This window comes from Ignavibacteria bacterium (assembly GCA_036262055.1).
Lineage (GTDB): Bacteria > Bacteroidota > Ignavibacteria > Tepidaquicellales > Tepidaquicellaceae > DATAJP01.
The window spans coordinates 541935-562508 of sequence record DATAJP010000002.1; the positions used below are offsets into that span (position 1 = coordinate 541935).

Genomic DNA, 20574 nt, shown 5'->3' on the forward strand with positions numbered 1-20574 from the left:
AATTTTAGAATTATAGGAATAAAAAAAATCCTTCGTTTCTTATTCACAAGAATCGAAGGATTTGTATGGGGGATGAAGGAATTACTAATGAGAAGTTAAAACTGCTGATTTGTTTTTCTAATCGCCGAATCTATATAAAATATTAGTTTTTTCATAAATTTTAAACGTCGTAGTATTTGCTACGACAAATATGGTATAATTTATTTTAAATGTCAAGAGGATAAATAATGGAAAAATTATTGCTATTATCTAAGAAAAGTGTCAAAAAAATAAGGGTTTCAGTTATTTTGAAACCCTCATTTTATATTACGAAAAATTATTAAATAAAGTTTAACCTACCTGTTTTGCTTTAACAAGTTCCTTATAATAATTGTGCGGCTGGGGAAGTTTATCAATTATTTTAAACATTCCAAGATGAAGGTGTGTCGGTGAGCGTGATTCAAATGCATTTCCTGTTCTTCCGACTGTTGCGATTTTATCTCCGGGCTTTACTAAATCGCCAACATCAACAAATATTTCATTATTGTGCGCATAATAAAAAACGGATTGAGTAACCGGGTCATATACCCAAATAAATTTTCCGCCTTTTGATTTATCGCCAAGCATCCAGCTTTCTTTTGTAGATACAACAATTCCGCCCGATAAAGATAAAACATTTACCGGCTGGTTCGTACGGTCATCAAGGTTATCCTGGTTCTTATCGAAGATAAAAATATCATGCGCGGGATGTCCTGAATATTTTCCTTCAAGAAAATCCGATTTATTTGATTTGAAACCGTTTCCGTTTTTTCCGCCAATCTGATCAGGACCATATCCCTGAAGGGGAAACACCCAGTCTTCATAAGAATATAATTTTTCAGACCTGGCATTATAAAAATCTTCAGTGTCTTTGAGAAGTGATTCTATTTTTTGGGCAGCTACTTCTTTATCAATTAAACCGAGCTTGTACTGCGCGATCGCAAGATTAAAATTAAAGTATATTAAATAAAAATCCTGACGTTTTTCTTTTTCAAGCTCTTCGGTTTCCTTTTCACCTGCAGCGTTATATGTTTCGTTTTTTCCTGAACAGCTTAAGAAAATTAGCGTTATCAATAAAATAAAAATTCCGTTTTTCATAGTTTGTTTTCATATTTTGTCTGAGCATATAAATATTAAACTATAAAAAACGGAATAAAGTTTTATGAATTATTTAAGAAAACAGAATTTATTTACCTGCTTCGAGATAAACCTGATTAATGAAGTCATCCCACTTAGAGCTAAAATGCGCATAGGCATTTTGTTTTTCACCGGCATCCATTGAGCTGTATTCTATCGAGTTTAATGCAAGACGTTTTAATTGACGCAGGTCAAGCTCCCATGCCATGAACGCAGACCAGAAGTCATAACTCAATCCATCGTAATTAAAAATCAGCGGGTCATCCGAGCTTATTGTAACCGGAAGACCACGGTTTATATATTCGGATGCAGGGTGCATTCTTAAATTTTCTACATAGCCTAGTATCTGGTTGCTGAGCGGGCAAACCTCGAGAGCAATGTTATTTGTTTTCACCACATCAACAAGCGAAGGAAACCTGAACAAATTTATTCCGTGTCCGATTCTTTTTGTTCTCAAAGCAATTGCATCATATAAATTAAAATCATCAGGCAGTGTGCTTTCACCGTCATGGAAATAAAACGGAATATCCGTTCCCATCTGCTGCGCTATTTCGCTTGCATTAAGAAATTGCTCTGCAAAAAATTCTGTTGTGTGTCCTTTATCTTCCTCGCCGACCAAATCATACCCAACAACTACATTCGGATATTTCTGCCGTAGGTCGGTTGCCGTCTGCAAACTTGCTGCAATTTGTTCCTGCGTTTTGCCGCGCCAGTCACTGTAAATAATTTTATATGAAAAATACGGATACTTCATTCTGCTCATCTCTGCTGCGGTTTTATAAACAGTCAGTACATCTTCTTTTGTGTATTGCTTGCCGGTTAAGTCATACAGTCCGCCAAGTGACGTCCGTACCTCAATATGATACACTCCGTCTGCAAGCAGTGAATCAAAAGCCGTTGTAAGAAATTTTGTAAATACAGGATAATAAGAAACGATACCGCCGATTCTGGTGAAAATCTGTTCGAAGTCAACCCAGATTACGGAGCTTCTGTCATCCTGCTCGCCAAAAGTTAAAAGGTCAAGAAGCTTCTGGTCAAAATTTGAATCCTGCGCCCGCAGTTTTTCAAGAGATTCCCAGCCGGCAGGAGCTTCACCCGGTTTGAAAAACTGAAGCTGGCCATAAACATTATTTTGCGAAGTCGGCTGAGTGTACATATAACAGTCTGGCATGTATGATGCAACTTTCACTAACCACTCGGCAGAACCCATTGCCGAGCTGTGAACATGAAGAAGTCCGCCTTTAGGCATTCGCTTTATGATACCGTAAATTCTTGATGTGTCAATCATTCTCCGGTTTTTATAAAAATAATTAGCCGGCGGAAAATTTTTTCCTGCAGATTGAATAAATCCCTGCTGAAGGGATTTTAAGTAATTATTAACCTTCAGCTCTTTCTCATTCAGCACAATCTCGCTGCCAAGACGCAATGCATCATCGGTTTTTACATATAAAGCTTTTTGCTTTTCATAATATTCGCGAAGGTCATCGTCCTGAGAAAAAACAGGTGCGGAGAAAAACTGAGCAAAAACCAAAACAAAAAAAACTGAAAAAGCTAATGAAAGGTTTTTCATAATGAGAATGTTATTTTAGAATTATTATATATTCCCCCTTAATAAAGGGGGATAAAGGGGGTTGTTTAAAATTTCATTTTTCCTGCCAACTTGTTGCCTATTTACATTTTAAATTTGTGCTTGTATAAAGCTGCTTTAAATAAGTTAGTAAGGGTTCAATTTTTTTTGCGGTCTCGGAAGAACGGTAATCATACTGCGCGCCTTCGAACTCCGTGCGGAAATATCCCCGTGTTGACTCTATGTTAATTTTTATTTTTTTATAGCTTGCGGGCGATAATATGTTATACAACTCAATTGTATTTTTTAAAAAATCATTTTTGATAATTAAATTTTTTAGTTCATCTCTTAATTCTTTTGTAAGGTCGCATTCAATAATGGTTTTCTCCCTGTTCTTCAATTTTCCTGTATAAGATTCGGAAAATTTTATGAAATTATTTTCCACTGTTATTTCTTTAATCGTTGCATAGGAATCTTTTCCTTTTTCTCCTTCTTCAAGATAAACGGTAACTTTGCTGATTTCCTGCGCGGTCGCAACACTGCTGACAAAAAATAAAAACATTATTAAAATTTTTCTCATGGCTTATAAAAGAATAAATAAAATGTTCCAAACATTAAAGCTCCATGAATCACATAAAAAAGCGCTATGCACAGAAACCCTTTTAAAAACATCCAAACACTTCTGAACTTAAAAAACTGTGCAAAGGCATAATAATAATAAATCATCCATAATAATGTAAAACCCATCATAATAAAGGTTAAATAAGGTCTCCAGATTATTACAAGGGGAATAATAATAACGACATACATAACGCTTCTTTGTCCCGCATAAAAAGTATTCATAATTAAATTTTCAGCATAATTATATCCCGATTTCCAAAAGAAGATACGTGTAAACAAAGCAAAAAGAGGCACACTAAGAAACATTATTATGTTAATATACTTGTAAATAAAAGTATTAAATTGTGAGAAGAATAATGCTCTTCCATGCAAATTTACCGTAGTTGTCGAAATTACCGATTCCATAACATGAAACTGAATCGTGGCAAATGCTGCTATTGCAGTCATGATAATAAGAAACTGTATGGGGTTAAAATATCTCTTTCTTTGGCCGGCAATATAATTGCGGACTGTTTCACCGGGTTTGGTAAATAAATCGGGAATTAATTTAAGCAGTCCTTTATCTGCGTGAGTGAATGTGTGGACAGCTTCGTGGAAGATGTGTTTTAATGAAAATCTATGAGTGTCGGCGGTCTGCCCGCAGTTGTTGCAATAATTTCCCTGAAATTCGTTACCGCAGTTTTGGCAGACCGTCATTGATTGTTTTAAATAGTTTTGTTTGAACGAAAATAATGTTTTCAATCAAACATAACTACCCATCTTTTAAGGCAGATAAACCGCGCAGATATTTAAAACAATTTAACTTTTGTTTTTCTAAACTGACTGCCGTCGAAGAAGTCTCCCATCAATGTTTCTCCGCGTACCATTAAATACGGCTTCTTGACGCTTTCGGGCACCTCGAAAACAAAATATGTAACCTCACTTTCATAAGGCTTTGTTTCGTGCTGTTCCTTGAACCTGAACGGCTCTATTCTGTTCAGCGTTTTCTGATGCTCAACCGAGTTTTCATAAGTATTCCCGTTTTCATCAATTATGTATGCAATCGAATTATTCCACAGATGGTCAACTTTTTTTGCCCGGTTATCAACCTTAAACTTTACGACATAAAAATTTCCCTTCGGCTTGAAAACTACCGAGCCGTCGAATATCGAATCCATCGTAAAATATCCCGGCACGGAATAAAAAAAATCATCATGCTGGATTTCTTCGTTAAGCCCTATTTCTTTTTCATTGGCTGAGCATGAAATTATAAATAAAGCGGCAAGTAAAAATATATATTTTAATTTATTCATAAAATTAAGTATGATTCTTAATTAATTTTTCAAGAGCCGACAGGTGCTCTTTGAATGTTTTTCTGCCGGTCTCTGTGATCAGATAGCTTGTATTGGTTTTTTTCCCCACAAACTTCTTTTTTATTTTTATGAGCTTCTCTTTTTCAAGAGCGTTTATGTGGCTCGCAAGATTTCCGTCGGTAACGTCGAGCATCTCTTTGAGCGTATTAAAATCCGTTCCGTCATTGACGGCAAGTATCGACATTATGCCGAGCCTCACCCTGCTTTCGAAAATTTTATTAATATTGTCTATTATTTCTTTCATCGGAATTGCAAATCATCTTTCATATTTATAATACATTATCGCTCCATAGATAATGTTCAGGATGCCGAAGCCGGTTCCCCACAGCCACAGGCTGTACGGCGTGAGAACTGCTGCCATTAAGCCGATGATTATTTCTATAATTCCCAGCCAGCTCATTTCTTCAAACGTATATTTCCCGGCATTGACAAGCGCTAACCCGTAAAAAATAAGAGTCGTAGGAATAATTAAATCGAATACTCCCTGCATCAGAATAATCAGAGAAAACATTCCGCCTGTTGCAAGCGGAATTATCAAGTTTAATGTCATTTTCCTGCCCGATATATCTTTGATGTTCAGACCTTTGAGCTTTGCCTTTCTGTATGAAAAAAATACCACAACTATTCCTGCAGCAGTGAGCGTAAGCATTGCAACAACCATAAGAAACATAACAAGCTCTTTCTTCTGAGCAAGTGTGATGCGGTATAAATCGGGATACTCGGATATTTTAATGAATGAAATCACGAACGCAACCAGCCCTATTATGCCTGCGCCGATTCCCGATAACCCGCTTATGGAGCTGAACGTCGATGAACGCTCCATAAGGTTTTTTATTCCCGATATATCTTCCAGTAATTCTTTTTGTTTATCCATTTTAATAAAAATTTCTGTGATAAAAAGCACTTTGTATTACAAAGTTAATAATTAAAAAATTTTATGTCAAGGAACTTGCTTAAAATAAAAAGGACGGTCAATGCCGTCCTTTTTTATGCTCGAAATAAATGTTAAGTACTTTTAAAACCCGAAGCCGTCGTTGCCCGGTTGCTGCTGCTCGGTCGGACGTCTTCTTCTGGTCGGTTTATTATCTTTGTAATTTCCGAACCTGTAAGTAAGATTGAAAAAAGCCGTTCTTGAATCTCTCTTGAATGAAAGGTCTTCCCTGAAATTCCTGTCGTTGACAATGTTAACCTTAAAATTAAGCGTATTGAAAATATCGCTGAACCTGAAACCGAGTGTTAATCTTTTGTCAAAGAAATCTTTGCTGATGGATGCATCGAAAGACTGGAACGGGTCGAGGTTTCCCTGCGGAAAAGTAATTTTTCCCGAATAGAAATAAGAAAGCATCAGGTTAAAATATTCCGGCAAGTTTAACATAGCGCTTGCTCTTCCGCTCCAGGTTGAGTTGCTGTTGGCAAGTCCCGGAGATAAATTCTGCGCATCTGATTTTGTCTCAAAATAACTTAAGCTTCCGTTAAGATTCAGGAATGGAAACACCTGAGAGTTAACAATAAGCTCGCCGCCGTAAGATTCTTCCTTTGCGTAGTTTGCAAAAGTTACTTCCGCAACGTTGCTATCGAGAAGCACTCTCACACGCTGAATTAAATCCGTCGTTCTTCTGTAAAAAATCGAAGGGGTGATTGTCGTTGTGTTTAAATATTTTATGAAGCTGAGCTCAACAGAGTTTGTATATTGGGGTTTTAAGTTCGGGTTTCCCGAAAAATAATTCTGAGGGTCGGATGCCTGCTTGAATGGATTCAATGCCCATGACTGCGGACGCTGAATTCTTCTGCTGTAGCTTAAAGAAAGTTCTTCGGTCTTTCCGAGTTTCTGCGACAGGCTTGCGCTCGGAAATAAATCAAAATAATTCTGGTCAAACTGCTGGTTTGTCGTTACAAGGTCGCCCTTTGTATTAGTCTGCTCACCCCTTAACCCCAGCACATATGAAAAATCCCCCATGCTTCCGGAATATGAAAGGTATGCGGCATAAACATTTTCTGTGTATTTGAATCTGTTCGTAAAATTAGGGTTTACTGCAAACTGATTTGTTGTGTAATTAAAATCGTTTGTTACATAATCTTTATCAATATCATTAATCGTTGTCTTTACGCCGGCTTCAAGCTTCATTGTTTCACTAAACGGATTCACAAGGTCTATTTGCCCTGTGAAGTTATTATTTTTTTCGTCATTTGTTTGCTGTCTGTTCAATGGGTCAGGAATAACGGGATTAATCGGGGTTTCCTTTGTGAAAGAATTTAAATCATCATCATTTCTTGAGAAAGTAAAATCCCCGGTCAGTGTTCTTTTTGTTTCTTTCCATTTTCTCTGATAATAAAAATTGGCGTCAAGCGTATATCCTTTTCTGTCCTCACCGCCGTCGGTTAAATATTCAGAAGTTGTTACGCCTGAGGTATTTTGCTGAAGTGAATTTCCCCTTGAATTTCTTCTGCCCTCACGGTTCATATAATTAGCAGATAAGCTCATTGTGTTAAGCTCATTCGGATTATAATCTATTCCGCCTTTTACAAAGTGGTTTGTATTTCTGCTAGTCGCTGAAGTATTCTGGTCTAAGTAATAAGCGCTTGGGTCAATGTAATTGTATCTTGTTACGTCACCTGTAACGGGAGTATTAAATCTTCTGAAATCATAACTGCCGAATGCATTAATATCGCTTTTTCTAACATTCATATTAAGCGAACCCGTATATTTATCCTGTGTGCCTGCATTAAGCTGTAAGCTGCCGTTATATCCGAGGTTATCGGATTTTTTTAATATAATATTTATGACACCCGAAACACCCTCAGCATCGAATTTTGCGCCCGGGTTTGTGATAAGCTCAATTGAGGCAATCTGGTTAGCGGGTATCTGCTCGAGTATTGCGCTTCTGTTTTGTCCCTGCAAACCAAACGGTTTGCCGTCAACGGTAATCTTTACGTTTGTGCTTCCGCGCAAGCTTACGTTGCCGTCGTTATCAACCGACACCGAAGGAATATTTTTCAGAACGTCAACTGCAGAACCGCCCTGAGTAATCATTTGTCCCTCGACGTTAAAAACTTTTCTGTCGGCTTTGAATTCAATCGGGCTCTTCTCTGTTTCGACGACAATCTCTTCCGTTTCGGTAATGCCCGCGCGGAGTGAAATTGTGTTTACATTTGCATTCGGTTTATCACTTGATACCGTTATTCCGCGAACGACCGCTGTTCCGTAACCAATCATATTCACCTCAAGCTTGTATGTTCCATACGGAACACCTGAAATAACAAACATACCGGCGGCATCGGTTGCTGCTCCGCCGATTTTTGATGAGTCGTTAGAATTAAACAAAGTAATTGTTGCATCCTGAACGGGTGTTTTTGTATCACGGTCAACAACCATTCCCGTTATGCTCCCTGTTTGTTGTGAAAAACCGGTTCCTGCCCCCATAAACACAAGAATCAAGAGTAATGCTAATTTTTTGTAAATGTTATTCATATAATTAATAATTAAAATTTTGTCCCTTTTTGTAGTGTGATTTGTAAATTTCTCGGCGGAAATTTCTCTCCAGCTGTATTATAGGTTTAGACGGAAAAAGGTCTTTAAATGTTGCATAAGTTCCCGAATTAACGATTTTTACCGTTTTATCATATCTCATAATATATCCGTTACGGATATATGTTTCAAGTTATATTTCGGTGCTTTTGAGGAACGCAAAAATTGAATTGATGGTTAAAAAATTAAGAGAGTGAAGAAATAACCGGGACATATTTATCTTATTAATTAACAATTAGGAGGTTTTATGAAACCCGGTATTTATTTTCTTAGTTTTTTTTATGCATTGGTTTTTTCTGCAGTTTTATTTTTTAATGGTTGTTCAGATACAAACACAGGTCCTGTTTCAGATAATATTGAAGTCGGATACAGAGGTTCACCTGATAACAGCGCAACAGATGGAATTTTTCAGTTAGATTCTGTTAAAGTTTTGGTTCGGGATATAAAGTTAGGAACAGCTATGGGTGTATATAATAATTTCAGGTTTGGTCCGTATATTTTATATATTAATTTAAACTCAAATGGTATTGCTCGAATAAGCAACACATATATGGGACCGGGAGCATATTCATCGGCATCTCTTGATATTTATCAGCTTGGTGTTGGCGAATCTGTAGGAGACCCTGACTTTGTTGACGCAAACGGAAGATATTCCATAGTTGCAAAAGGCACATACAACGGAACAGCATTTACTTATAAGTCTACGGCAAATGCGAATCTTATATTGAATCTTCCAACAGCCATTGATCTTGCGGCAACTTCAATGACTTATCTGACTCTCAGAGTAAGTCCTTATGGGTGGTTCCTTTCAGGAGGAACTTATCTCGACCCGATGAATGCCGTAAATGATGCAATGATAAATTCAAATATTCAAACAAATATTAACAACAGTTTAAGAATTTACAGAGATACAAACAGAGACGGCGAACCGGATTAACCTCCGGGATTTATAAATAAAAACTTAAAGGGTAAAAATTTATGAATCCACCTGATAAACGATAGCGTTAAGGAAATATTTATTAATGATGACAGCTATTTTTATTTTTAAATTGAAAAGATGACAAACAAATAAGTATTTCTATTAACGCTTACACAATCTACTGTCATTCCGGTGCGGCTCATTTGGCAAACCGGAATGACAGTTTTTTTGTGCACTTACATTAATCAAAAAGAGGTCATTCCTGCGAAAGCAGGAATCCCAGTCTTATTTAAAAAGCTATAAAAAATAATTTGGCATCATCTCCCCAAACAATACTCCTCATACTCCGCACTCACCTCAAACCCAATCTTTTTATAACTCCTGATAGCCGCCTCGTTATCAGGCATAACATTTAATCCGATATAATCTACTTTCTTCAACAGCTCCGTACATAATTTATAAGTCACCTGAGTTGCAATCCCTTTACCTCGATGCTCAGGATGTGTAGTAACATTCCCTATTGCCGCAACTCTGTATTCAGGGGAATAAATATGTATCCCCGCAATCCCTATCAATTCCTCTTCGTTGGCTCCCGGTTCAAAATACCCGTAATATATTCCCGTCTCAAGCATCCTTTTATCAAACCAATTGCCGATATAACTGAAAGAATAAAAATGTTTTATGACCTCAATGTCATGTATTGTCAACTGCCTGATTTTATTTTCAACAATCTTAATACCTGTATTAAGATTTCTCAGCGTCATCTTATAATGCAAGCCATAATCTTCAATAATTGCCTCCTTGCCAAAAACATCTATCAGCCCCGGAGTTAAATGACAAAAGAATTTTCCCGGCAAACTTTGTTTCACGTTTTTCAAAAGCGCGGTCATTCCCGCAACATCATCGGTAAGCGAAATCATTGTCGGAGGCGTAACTCCCGCATAAACCAAAACGATATTTTTCGGCTCCTGCGCATCATCTCCATACCACGTCGTATATTTCCAGAAGAAATCATCCAAATCCCCAATCTGATAAATATTCAACGCCGCATTTCTGCGCAAAGATTTTTCTAAAATTTTTTTATCGGTGAGAATAACCATGAAGACATTAAGGAAAATATCTATACACTTCTTTTCTGTGAAGAAATCTTATGAATATTATTTCATTACCGGTTATAGAAATGCCTATTCTATAATTATTTATTTTTATCCGATAATACGACTGATTACCGGAAAGTTTTTTAAGATTAGGAATTTCTTTTTGAGAAGAAACTGCGGATATGTTTGTGATTACAGCAGAAAGTTTTGACAGAATAATTTTATCATTAATTTTTGCAACATCGCGCTCGAAAGATTTTTCAATTTTAATTATCATTCGAATTAATTGCCTGAATCAATTCGACTGTTTAAATCATTCATAAATTTATCAAAGTTAACATAGTCACCTTTTTCGCCTTCATTCATTGCCTTAATTAACCCTATATCTTCAATAGCATTCAAAAGCGCTTTTTCCAATAATTCAGGTTTTGATTCCAAAACTTCGGTTATCGCTTCCTTAACTATATCTTTTATTTCTGTATTTGTCATAATTTAAAATATATAAAATTATTAGTCGTTTCAACTACTATCTTTACCGTTAATTCTTCACCCTCATCACATAAAACACATACCCGTAATAATCCGAGTATTTATTAAACATATTTATCTCCTGCTGTGTGTCATAAAGCACGTTCATTGCCTCCTGGTCGTTAATGTATTTATCCCATAACGAGGTAATGCGATTTTCAATCGGCGTGTAATAATCCGTCCGCCAGCTTTCGCTCGGCAGAGTGAAATGCTCGATGATTTCATACCCGCTCTCTTTTATGTCGTGAAGATTTTCGTAGATTTGCTTGACGGGATATTTCGTTGACCAGAATTCTTTCGCTTCCTCGGGCACATCAAACTTCAGCCAGCTGATTTCCGAAACAACAAGATACCCGCCTTCTTTCAAAAAATTTTTCCATTCCTTAATTCCCCGCTTGAACCCGATAATGTAAATCGACCCTTCCGCCCAGATGCAGTCGAAGCTCTCATCCTCAAACTCGAGCGAGAACATCGACCCGTAATGCGTCTGAATTTTCTCCGAAAGATTTTCTTTCTTCGCTTTTTCGTCGACAACTTTCAAAAACGGCTCGTGGTTATCCAGCGCAATGATTTTGCAGGAAGTGCTCTCAAGATTTTTCGCAAGCTCCAGAGTCTGCATTCCCGGTCCGCACCCTATATCCAGAATCTTCGCATCCTTAGGAAGATTTTTCAGATAACTCAGCGCTTTCCTTGTTGATGCATTATCCCCCGGACCCTCTCTCGGCAAATCCTTATGTATCTCATAAAAAATATCCATTAGAAATTAAATTTTTTTATCACCCTGAACTTTTGTGTCATCCTGAGCGAAGCGAAGGATCCCCCTTCTCCTTTTTAATTAAGACAATAAACGAAGTCATTCCTGCGCAGGCAGGAATCCCATTTCTTTCTCAACAGTTTAAAATTAATTCCCCCTTAATAAAGGGGAAAAAAGGGGGTTGTTCAAAAATTCTCATATCACCCTCCCTTTCCTCACAACTATCTCACTCCCCTCAGCAAGCAAAACCGAATGCGGCTTCACCGACAACGTATCGACAAACTCCGCGCCATAAATATTCTTCACATCAATATTCATCTCAAAATTTTTTATCTCGTATAAATCCCATCTCGGATGCTCAACCTGATATTCCGATGTTTTTAGGTCATCGCATTTAGTATAACCCCAGAAATGCTCGGTAATAAATTCTTCCTCGCTGTTTTCTTTTAAAACAATTTTCTCGTTTCCCGCTTTGGCATAAAGAAAGTTCTGCGAGCCGAAATTATATTTAACTTCGAAATTATTTTCATTCTGTACAAACTCTCTTTTCATCGGGAGCGTAATATAATTCTCACTGTAAATCGCATTCGCAACAGCACTCACAATCTTCTTCGGAACAATCTCCTTAATAAACGTTACTCCCCTTTTCCATTTACCATTTTCTTTATAGCGGACATAAAATCTTAAATTCACTTCATCAAAATCTTTATGATACGGCAGCGACAACCCAAGGACTTTTGTATTCAAAAACATAAACCCGACGATGCTCACATAATGCCTGCCGTTCCAATTATCAAGCTCGGTTTTATAAGGGATATACTTCTTAAGAATTGACGGGTCGATGAGAAAATTCGCCATCACAAGCTTTCGCCACTCCGCGGTCAAAAACACCGGCTGTTTATTTTTTTCTCCCACTCTGCCTTGTCATTCCTGCGCAGGCAGGAATCCATATACGTTTCGTTGACCCTGAAACAAGTTCAGGGTGACATGATTGGTAAATATCAATTACTCATTGCTCATTGCACATTACTAATTGCACATTGAATCACCCTCTCATATATATCATCAACGCCGAAATATCTGATGGACGTACTCCCGAAATTCGCATCGCCTGCCCTATCGAGCGCGGACGAACTTTCTTCAGCTTCTCCATCGCCTCCGCAGAAATCGATTTCAGCTTCTCGTATTTAAAATCATCAGGAATCGTCAGGTCTTCATTCTTGTTAAACGTATCTACAATTTCATGCTGGCGCTTTATGTACCCGCTGTATTTTATGTCGATGTCAATCTGCTCGAGCACTTCCTCGTTACTCAGAACTTCCTGAATCAATTTATTTTCCTTAAACGCATCGATGCTGAAAAGCTCTTTTGTTTTCACGTCATTGCGCTTCACAAGATTTGCAATGAACTCCCCTTGCGAAATCTCCGACGAGTTAATCGATTTCAAAAATTCATTCGCCTGCGAAGGCACAAGCGTATTCGAATTTAAATAAACCAGCGCCTCGTTAATCAGCTCTTTCTTTTCATCAAGCTTGTCAATCATTTCCTTATCAATCAATCCGAGCTCATAACCTTTTTGCATCAGTCGCAAATCGGCATTATCCTGTCTTAATATCAAACGATATTCTGCGCTTGAAGTAAACATTCTATACGGCTCTTCAGGACATTTGTTAATCAAATCATCAATCAGCACACCGATATATCCCTCGCTTCGCTTCAATATAAACGGCTCTTTGTCCTTCAGCTTCAACGCAGCATTTACACCTGCAATAAATCCCTGCGCCGCTGCTTCTTCATAACCCGACGTCCCGTTTATCTGTCCCGCGAGATATAACCCCTCGACAATTTTCGTCTCGAGTGTAAGCTTTGTTTGATGAGTCGGAAAAAAATCATATTCAACCGCATAACCCTGCTTCACGAGCTTAACATTCTCAAGTCCCGGAATTGTTCGCGCTGCTTTTTGCTGAACGTCAACCGGCAGACTCGTAGAAAATCCATTCATGTAAATCGTCTCGCCGTTCAATGTCTCCGGCTCTAAAAAAATATGATGTCTCGGCTTTTCCGAAAATCTTGAAATCTTATCTTCGATGGAAGGACAGTAACGCGGACCAATGCCTTTTATTCTGCCCGTGAACATCGGCGACTCTTCAAAACCCGTTCGCAAAATATCATGCGTCGCTTCGTTAGTATATGTAATGAAACAATCGATCTGTTTTTTCTCGGGAAAATTTTTCTTGTCCGTTCTGTATGAAAACGGTTTTGGGTCATCATCACCGGGCTGAACTTCCGTCTTTGAAAAATCAATCGTGTTAATATCCAACCGTGGGGGAGTGCCCGTCTTCAATCGGCCTGTCTCAAATCCCATTCCGAGCAAACATTCCGAGAGACCCGTTGCAGATTTTTCTCCCAATCTACCGCCTGCTGTTTGCGATTGTCCCGTATGCATTATCGCATTCAAAAAAGTCCCCGACGTAATTATCACCGACTTACACTCAATCTCATAACCCAGCGAAGTCTTTATTCCCTTAATCTTATATTTATAACCGGACAACAATTCTTCTTCACTGATACCATTCACACTCTTTTCATTCACCACTTCGCCACTCCACGACTTCACATTTGACTCTTCACCATTTCGCATTTGATTCTTCACCACTTCACCACCTCGCCACTTCACCTCTTGAACTACCAGCTCCTGAACCATATCCTGAACAAGAGTGATGCCGTCTGTTTTACGAATCAGCTTCGCCGCCTCGAGTGAATACAAATCTTTATCCGATTGACATCTCGGCGACCATACTGCAGGACCTTTCGAGCGGTTCAACATTTTAAATTGAATGCCCGTTTTGTCCGCAAGAATTCCCATCACCCCGCCAAGCGCATCAATCTCACGAACCAGGTGTCCCTTTGCTGTTCCGCCGATTGCAGGGTTACAGCTCATTCGCCCGATTGCATTCAAATCCATCGTCACAAGCCCGACCGAAAACCCCATCTTAGCGCAAGCATACGACGCCTCAACTCCGGCATGCCCTGCCCCGATAACAATTATATCAAAATATTTCTTCGCCATAAATTTAACAATAAAATTACGAGAAAATATATTGATTATCTATTCAAATTCTAATATCTTATTTATATAACAGTAGTTTATATCTAAATATTGTTAAAACAACGTTTATTTATTTAAATCAAAATTGTTTCACGTGAAACAATTCAAATAATGCAAAATAATCTCATTTTTAAGGTTTTGGGTGGTGGAAATGAAATCGGGGCGAACTCGTTTTTGTTTTCTTATGGCAAGGACAATTTTGTTATGGATTGCGGTCTGCATCCTCGCAAAAAAGGGCGAGAGATTTTTCCGAACTATGAGATTATAAAAGACATGACCGTTCAGAATTTAATGATAACTCATGCGCATAATGACCATATCGGGGCACTGCCGTATTTCCTGAACCTGTTTCCGTATGCGAACATTTACATGACCAAGCCGACGCATTCGATTGCTGAGATTACTCTGGCGAATACTGCATTTTTGATGGAGAGGGAATTCGAGGATGAATGGGACAAATCGCAGATTAAGTATTACACCGAAGAGACTTTGAACCTGATTCCGATGATTATCAAGCAGCGGGATTACAACGAGAAAACAAGTTTGAATGAACAGGTTAATTTTCAATTTACCGATGCAGGACACTTGCTTGGCTCGGCGGGTGTGCTGTTGAACGTTGAAAACAAGCGGGTTTTCTTTACAGGGGACATCAACTTCCGCAGCCAGAAGCTCATTCCAAAAGCAGAGCTTCCGAAGCATAAGATTGACGTTTTGATTACCGAAACCACCAACGGATTAGCGGCTACAATGCCTGATTATGATCGTGAGCAGGAACGTTTGGCTCAGTTCATTAATAAGATAACCAACAGAGGCGGGTCGGTTTTGATACCGGTTTTTGCGCTCGGGAAGGCATCGGAAATGCTCGCACGTATCGATGAAATGATGATGAAGAATAAGATTCCGCACGTTCCGGTTTATTTCAGCTCGCTTGCAAAAGCGTTAAATAACGTTTATGATGACTTTAATTATACCGTTCGGCGAACCAAGCAGGGTTTCAAATTAAGCGACATTGACGTTCAGATTCTAAAGCGGGAGGACATCCAAAGGGGAGAGTTTTATAAGAAGCCGGGGATTATCCTGGCGACGAGCGGAATGGTTATTGAGGGGACATACTCTTACAAGATTGCCAAGAACTTTCTGCGCAACCGCAATTTTGGAATTGCGATGTGCGGGTATTGCGATCCTGAAACACCAGGGTACCACATTAAGAACGCCGAGAAGTTCGAGATAATTTACCTGGACAAATACGGTGTCGATACCGCGGAGGTTTTGTGCCACATCGAAAACTTCAGCTTCTCGTCGCACTCGACTAAGGAGGGAATTATGCACATGGTCGAAACACTTGACCCCGAGCTTATCGTGTTGGTTCATGGTGATGAGCCGGCGATTGATTCCGTCGGCAAGGAGATAGTGGAAAAATTTCCGAACAAACGCGTTCTCGCACCTGAGAAGTATAAAGATTATCAGTTATTATAAGTGTTACAAATGGATTTGAATTGTTTCACGTGAAACAATTGGAAGGTCTGTTAAGACTTGACTTATTTATTAAAAACCCCGGTCTGCGCGGGAATGAGTTCTAAAGGGGAATTATAAACTATAGAACTATAAAAACAATAGTTTAACATAAATATATGGCTAAGGAAATTATTCGGTGTAAATGGTGTATGGGTAATCAGTTGATGATGGATTACCACGATAAGGAATGGGGTGTGCCGGTTCATGATGACAGGAAGCTGTTTGAGTTTCTGATACTCGATGCGTTTCAGGCGGGGTTGAGCTGGAACATAATTTTACAGAAGAGAGAAAATTTTCGAAAAGCGTTTGCGAATTTTGAAGCGGAAAAAATTGCAAAGTTCACGGAGAAAAAAATTGAAAAACTTTTGACCGACCCGGGAATAATCCGCAACAGATTAAAAGTAAACTCGGCGGTTATCAACGCAAAAAATTTTTTGAAGGTGCAGAAAGAATTCGGAAGCTTCGATAAACATATCTGGCAGTTCACCGGAGGAAAAACTATTCAAAATAATTGGGACGGAGAATCGTGTTTGGGTCCGACAAGCAAAGAGTCGGATGCAATGAGCAAGGATTTATTGAAGCGGGGATTTAAGTTTGTCGGCTCGACAATATGCTATGCGTTCATGCAGGCAGCAGGAATGGTGAACGACCATATGCTGACTTGTCATAGGTATAAAATATTGAAAAAATAGAAGGTTAATTTTGTTTAACACACCCCCGTCGCTACGCGACACCCCTCTCGAGAGGGGAATTTTTACTCACGAAAATTTTTGTTTTGGATAATAATTTTAAATATAAAATAAATTTTCTATAAAGATTTTTACTTAGATTCCCGCCTTCGCGGGAATGACAATTCTTTGATTTCTCTCCCATAAATTCTGATTAGTAATTTATTTTTTGTTTTTGTTATTTAGCAACGTTGAAAAAAGTTTTTTGTATTTAACATTAAATAATGCTTCGCGGAGGGGGATCCTTCGCTACGCTCAGGATGACACATTTGTAGTATTAGTAAAACGCAATGGTGTTTTGTGAAAGGATAGATTCTTCGCTTCCCAAAGGGACTCCTTTGGAGCAGGATAACACATTGATAAGGATTAATAAAACGCATATGGATGACCCAAAGGGGTTCCCCCGCCTGCGCGGGAATGACACTTTATAAAAATTTTTAGCTCAGAAAAAATAAAATAAAAAATGAAAGATTCTCTTTTCTTTAAAACGGTGAGGTATAAGTTTGATGAATTGATGTCGCGGGGAGTGATTGCGCTGATAGGGTGGCTTGGGTTGATTTCGCTTGCGCTTGTTGGGGTTGCGGCGATTGTGATTAGCATAATCGGAATCGGGCAAGAGGGAGAGGATGCGCCGGGATTCATAGAGGCGGCGTGGCTGAGCTTGATGAGAACGCTTGACCCGGGAACGATGGGCGGAGATACGGGATGGGGATTCAGAATTGTGATGCTTATGGTTACGCTTGGCGGAATTTTCATCGTGTCAACCCTTATCGGTTTACTCTCGAGCGGGATATCGTCGAAGGTTGATGATTTAAGAAAAGGACGTTCGTTCGTAATAGAGAAAGGTCATATATTGATACTCGGGTGGTCGGAGAAAATTTTTCCGATTATATCAGAGCTTATAGTAGCAAATGAAAATCAGGCATCGCCGAAGATTGTAATTCTCGGTGACAAGGACAAAGTCGAGATGGAAGATGAACTGAGGGTTCGCATTCCCGATAGAAAAAACATGAAGATAATCTGCAGAAGCGGAAACCCGATTGATTATAATGATTTGCAGATTGTGAACCCGAACGATGCTAAGGCGATTACGATTCTTGCACCTGAAGATGACTCACCTGACATAACGGTTATAAAGTGCATTCTTGCAATCACGAATAATCCCGAAAGAAAAAAAGAGAAGTATCATATCACTGCGGAGATTTCGAATATTAAAAACAAGGACATTGCAAACCTTGTCGGCGGTGATGAAGCATCGCTTGTGTATTCGGATGATTTGATTTCACGTGTGATTGCGCAGACGTGCAAACAATCGGGCTTGAGCATTGTTTATACGGAGCTGTTGGATTTTGACGGTGATGAAATTTATTTTCAGGAAGAGCCGGCGCTTGTCGGGAAGGCATATAAAGATGCGCTTGCTTCGTTCGAGAAGTCATCGGTCATTGGTGTTCAATCAACGTCAGGTGAATGCAAGGTTAATCCGCCCATGGATACAGTTATTGCAAAAGGCGACAAAGTGATTGCAGTATCGAAAGATGATGATACGATAAAATATTCCGAGCCAAAACGCACTGACTATAAAGATTTAATTGTTACCAAGACCGGGGAAAAAAATGAAGCCGGAAAGATTTTGATTTTCTCGTGGAACGACATGGGAAAAGATATTGTCCGCGAGCTTGATAATTATTCTTCGAAGGGTTCGATTATAAAAATTGTAGATGAATATCCTGAAACTCCCATAGTCATCAATGAGCTCAAGCATCATATGAAAAACACGAATCTCGAGTGCGTGCAGAGCGACACTACGGAACGTGAAACAATAGAGACGCTTGTCGCGGAGGATTTTAATCACATAATAATTTTGTGCGACTCTGATGCGCACGACATTAAACATGCCGATGCAAAAGCATTGGTAACGCTTCTGCATCTCAGAGATATAAGCAACAAAACAGGCAAGGAATTCAGCATCGTCAGTGAAATGCTTGACATACGCGATAAGGAACTTGCGGAGGTTACGAAAGCAGATGATTTCATTGTCAGTAACAGGCTTGTGAGCTTGCTGATGTCACAGTTAACAGAAAATAGAAATTTAAAAACTGTGTTCGATGATTTGTTTGATGCAGACGGCTCGGAAATTTATCTGAAGCCGGTTTCGGATTATGTTAAGACGGGAATTGAAACTGATTTTTATGCAGTGCTTCAATCTGCGGCGCAAAAAAATCAAACGGCGTTTGGTTACCGCCTGAACAGGTATTCAAAAGATGCGTCAAAAGCGTACGGTGTGGTTGTAAATCCGAAAAAATCCGATAAAATTAAGTTTGAAGACGGCGATAAGCTGGTTGTGTTATCGGAAGATTGACTTGTTGAACACTTCAATTTTAAAATTAAATCCTTTAATTTTGTATAATCAAAAAATCTTTTTCCCTTTATGAAAACATTTAAAAAAGTTTTACTGATAGTTGTATGCGTAATTTTTTTAGTTGTGGTCGGGTTTTTTGTTTATATGTACACTGCCTTTCCCAAGGTCAACGCGGCTCCTGACATAAAGGTTGAACTAACACCCGAAAGAATCCAAAGAGGTGAATATTTATTTAACAACGTGATGTCGTGTGTTGACTGCCATTCGGCAAGAGATTTTAATAAGTTTACATTCCCTGCTGTGCCGGGAACGATTGGTCAGGGCGGATTTAAGTTCAGTCCCGAAGAAATGCCCGGCTTTCCGGGAACGCTTTATTCTGCAAACATAACTCCCGCGGGAATAGGCGACTGGACAGACGGAGAAGTTTTCCGCGCGATAACGGAGGGCGTAAGCAAAGACGGAAGAGCGTTATTTCCTTTGATGCCATACATGAATTACAGAGAGCTTGACAAGGAAGACATTTATGCGGTGATTGCTTATGTGAGAACTTTGAAGCCGATTGAAAACGTTGTGCCTAAGCCGTCGCTAAATTTTCCTTTGAACATACTTGTGAGAACGATGCCGACAAACAGCGATTTGAAACCGAGACCTGATAAATCGAATACAGTTGCATACGGAAAATATCTGGTGACTTCCGCTTCGTGCATAGATTGCCATACACCGCAGGAGAAAGGCGAGTACATAAAAGATAAAATGTATGCAGGGGGAATGGAGTTTAGTCTGCCGACAGGTGTGGTGAGAAGCTCGAACATAACTCCCGACAATGAAACGGGAATCGGGACGTGGTCAAAAGAATTTTTCTTAGGCAAGTTTAAGATGTATGACCACAGCATATATACTCCTGAAGTGGTAAAGCCGGGTGAGTTTAATACGGTTATGCCGTGGCCCTTGCTGGGCAGCATGACTCTGGAAGACCTTAATGCGATTTATGATTATTTACGGACGTTGCCTCCGGTGAAGAATAAGGTTGAGAAGTTTACGCCGAGACAGTAGCGTTTTTTTTAAAACGAGGTCCTTCGCTTTGCTCAGGATGACACTTGGTAAGATTTTTATAAAACTTTAAGGCGGGAAATTATTCCCGCCTTTTGTTATTTTAGAACATGACCACAGAAACCGTAATACTTATTATCGTTGTCATAATAATTGCAATGTCTTATGTCTGGTATGATTTTTCGAAAAGAAAGCCGGGTGAGAAGAATGGTGATGAGAATAAAGTTGAATAAGTTTTAGAAACAACCCCTTTTGTTCCCCGCTCCGACAAGTCGGGACAGACAAGAATGTCTG

20 protein-coding genes are annotated in these 20574 nt (G+C 39.0%); 6 read left to right on the forward strand and 14 right to left on the reverse strand.

Annotated features, from left to right (window positions below):
• Positions 1-330: 330 nt before the first annotated feature.
• From VHP32_04285 to VHP32_04320, 8 genes are all read right to left on the reverse strand, one after another.
• A complete protein-coding gene (locus VHP32_04285) occupies positions 331-1116 on the reverse strand; it encodes a M23 family metallopeptidase (GenBank protein ID HEX2787101.1) in 786 nt (261 codons plus the stop codon).
• Between the two features lie 88 nt (positions 1117-1204).
• Complete coding sequence (locus VHP32_04290; GenBank protein ID HEX2787102.1) at positions 1205-2725, reverse strand: hypothetical protein; 1521 nt, start codon at positions 2723-2725, stop codon at positions 1205-1207.
• Positions 2726-2822: 97 nt separating this feature from the next.
• A complete protein-coding gene (locus VHP32_04295) occupies positions 2823-3284 on the reverse strand; it encodes a hypothetical protein (protein ID HEX2787103.1) in 462 nt (153 codons plus the stop codon).
• A 14-nt stretch (positions 3285-3298) separates the two neighbouring features.
• On the reverse strand, positions 3299-4084 hold the full coding sequence (locus tag VHP32_04300) for a DUF3667 domain-containing protein (GenBank protein ID HEX2787104.1): 786 nt from the start codon (positions 4082-4084) through the stop codon (positions 3299-3301).
• A gap of 47 nt (positions 4085-4131) precedes the next feature.
• Positions 4132-4635 (reverse strand): hypothetical protein, encoded by a 504-nt coding sequence (locus VHP32_04305; GenBank protein ID HEX2787105.1) that lies wholly within the window; start codon positions 4633-4635, stop codon positions 4132-4134.
• Between the two features lie 4 nt (positions 4636-4639).
• On the reverse strand, positions 4640-4939 hold the full coding sequence (locus VHP32_04310) for a transcriptional regulator (protein ID HEX2787106.1): 300 nt from the start codon (positions 4937-4939) through the stop codon (positions 4640-4642).
• 12 nt (positions 4940-4951) lie between these two features.
• Positions 4952-5569 (reverse strand): hypothetical protein, encoded by a 618-nt coding sequence (locus VHP32_04315; protein ID HEX2787107.1) that lies wholly within the window; start codon positions 5567-5569, stop codon positions 4952-4954.
• A gap of 141 nt (positions 5570-5710) precedes the next feature.
• Positions 5711-8164, reverse strand: coding sequence for a TonB-dependent receptor (locus VHP32_04320; protein HEX2787108.1), 2454 nt, complete (start codon positions 8162-8164; stop codon positions 5711-5713).
• A gap of 304 nt (positions 8165-8468) precedes the next feature.
• Here VHP32_04320 and VHP32_04325 point away from each other — a divergent pair, with 304 nt between their 5' ends.
• Positions 8469-9158, forward strand: a complete 690-nt coding sequence (locus VHP32_04325) for a hypothetical protein (GenBank protein ID HEX2787109.1) — start codon at positions 8469-8471, stop codon at positions 9156-9158.
• Between the two features lie 299 nt (positions 9159-9457).
• Here VHP32_04325 and VHP32_04330 read toward each other — a convergent pair whose 3' ends face one another.
• From VHP32_04330 to mnmG, 6 genes are all read right to left on the reverse strand, one after another.
• Positions 9458-10240, reverse strand: coding sequence for a GNAT family N-acetyltransferase (locus VHP32_04330; GenBank protein HEX2787110.1), 783 nt, complete (start codon positions 10238-10240; stop codon positions 9458-9460).
• A gap of 7 nt (positions 10241-10247) precedes the next feature.
• Complete coding sequence (locus VHP32_04335; protein ID HEX2787111.1) at positions 10248-10514, reverse strand: type II toxin-antitoxin system RelE/ParE family toxin; 267 nt, start codon at positions 10512-10514, stop codon at positions 10248-10250.
• Positions 10515-10519: 5 nt separating this feature from the next.
• On the reverse strand, positions 10520-10726 hold the full coding sequence (locus VHP32_04340) for a hypothetical protein (GenBank protein ID HEX2787112.1): 207 nt from the start codon (positions 10724-10726) through the stop codon (positions 10520-10522).
• A gap of 49 nt (positions 10727-10775) precedes the next feature.
• Positions 10776-11522, reverse strand: a complete 747-nt coding sequence (locus VHP32_04345; protein ID HEX2787113.1) for a methyltransferase domain-containing protein — start codon at positions 11520-11522, stop codon at positions 10776-10778.
• A gap of 192 nt (positions 11523-11714) precedes the next feature.
• Entirely contained in the window at positions 11715-12434 is a 720-nt protein-coding gene (locus VHP32_04350; protein HEX2787114.1) for a DUF2071 domain-containing protein, read from the reverse strand.
• Positions 12435-12564: 130 nt separating this feature from the next.
• Positions 12565-14589 carry a tRNA uridine-5-carboxymethylaminomethyl(34) synthesis enzyme MnmG gene (gene mnmG / locus VHP32_04355; GenBank protein HEX2787115.1) on the reverse strand — a complete coding sequence of 675 codons (2025 nt, stop codon included), beginning with the start codon at positions 14587-14589 and terminating at the stop codon, positions 12565-12567.
• A gap of 150 nt (positions 14590-14739) precedes the next feature.
• On the opposite strand from mnmG, the gene VHP32_04360 reads away from it, so the two are divergent.
• From VHP32_04360 to VHP32_04380, 5 genes are all read left to right on the forward strand, one after another.
• On the forward strand, positions 14740-16104 hold the full coding sequence (locus VHP32_04360) for an MBL fold metallo-hydrolase (protein HEX2787116.1): 1365 nt from the start codon (positions 14740-14742) through the stop codon (positions 16102-16104).
• 155 nt (positions 16105-16259) lie between these two features.
• Positions 16260-16835: a DNA-3-methyladenine glycosylase I gene (locus VHP32_04365; GenBank protein HEX2787117.1), complete on the forward strand. Its 576-nt coding sequence runs from the start codon at positions 16260-16262 to the stop codon at positions 16833-16835.
• A 499-nt stretch (positions 16836-17334) separates the two neighbouring features.
• Positions 17335-19230, forward strand: a complete 1896-nt coding sequence (locus VHP32_04370) for a potassium transporter TrkA (protein ID HEX2787118.1) — start codon at positions 17335-17337, stop codon at positions 19228-19230.
• Between the two features lie 69 nt (positions 19231-19299).
• On the forward strand, positions 19300-20283 hold the full coding sequence (locus VHP32_04375; protein ID HEX2787119.1) for a cytochrome c: 984 nt from the start codon (positions 19300-19302) through the stop codon (positions 20281-20283).
• A gap of 107 nt (positions 20284-20390) precedes the next feature.
• Positions 20391-20513, forward strand: a complete 123-nt coding sequence (locus VHP32_04380; protein ID HEX2787120.1) for a hypothetical protein — start codon at positions 20391-20393, stop codon at positions 20511-20513.
• Positions 20514-20574: the final 61 nt, after the last annotated feature.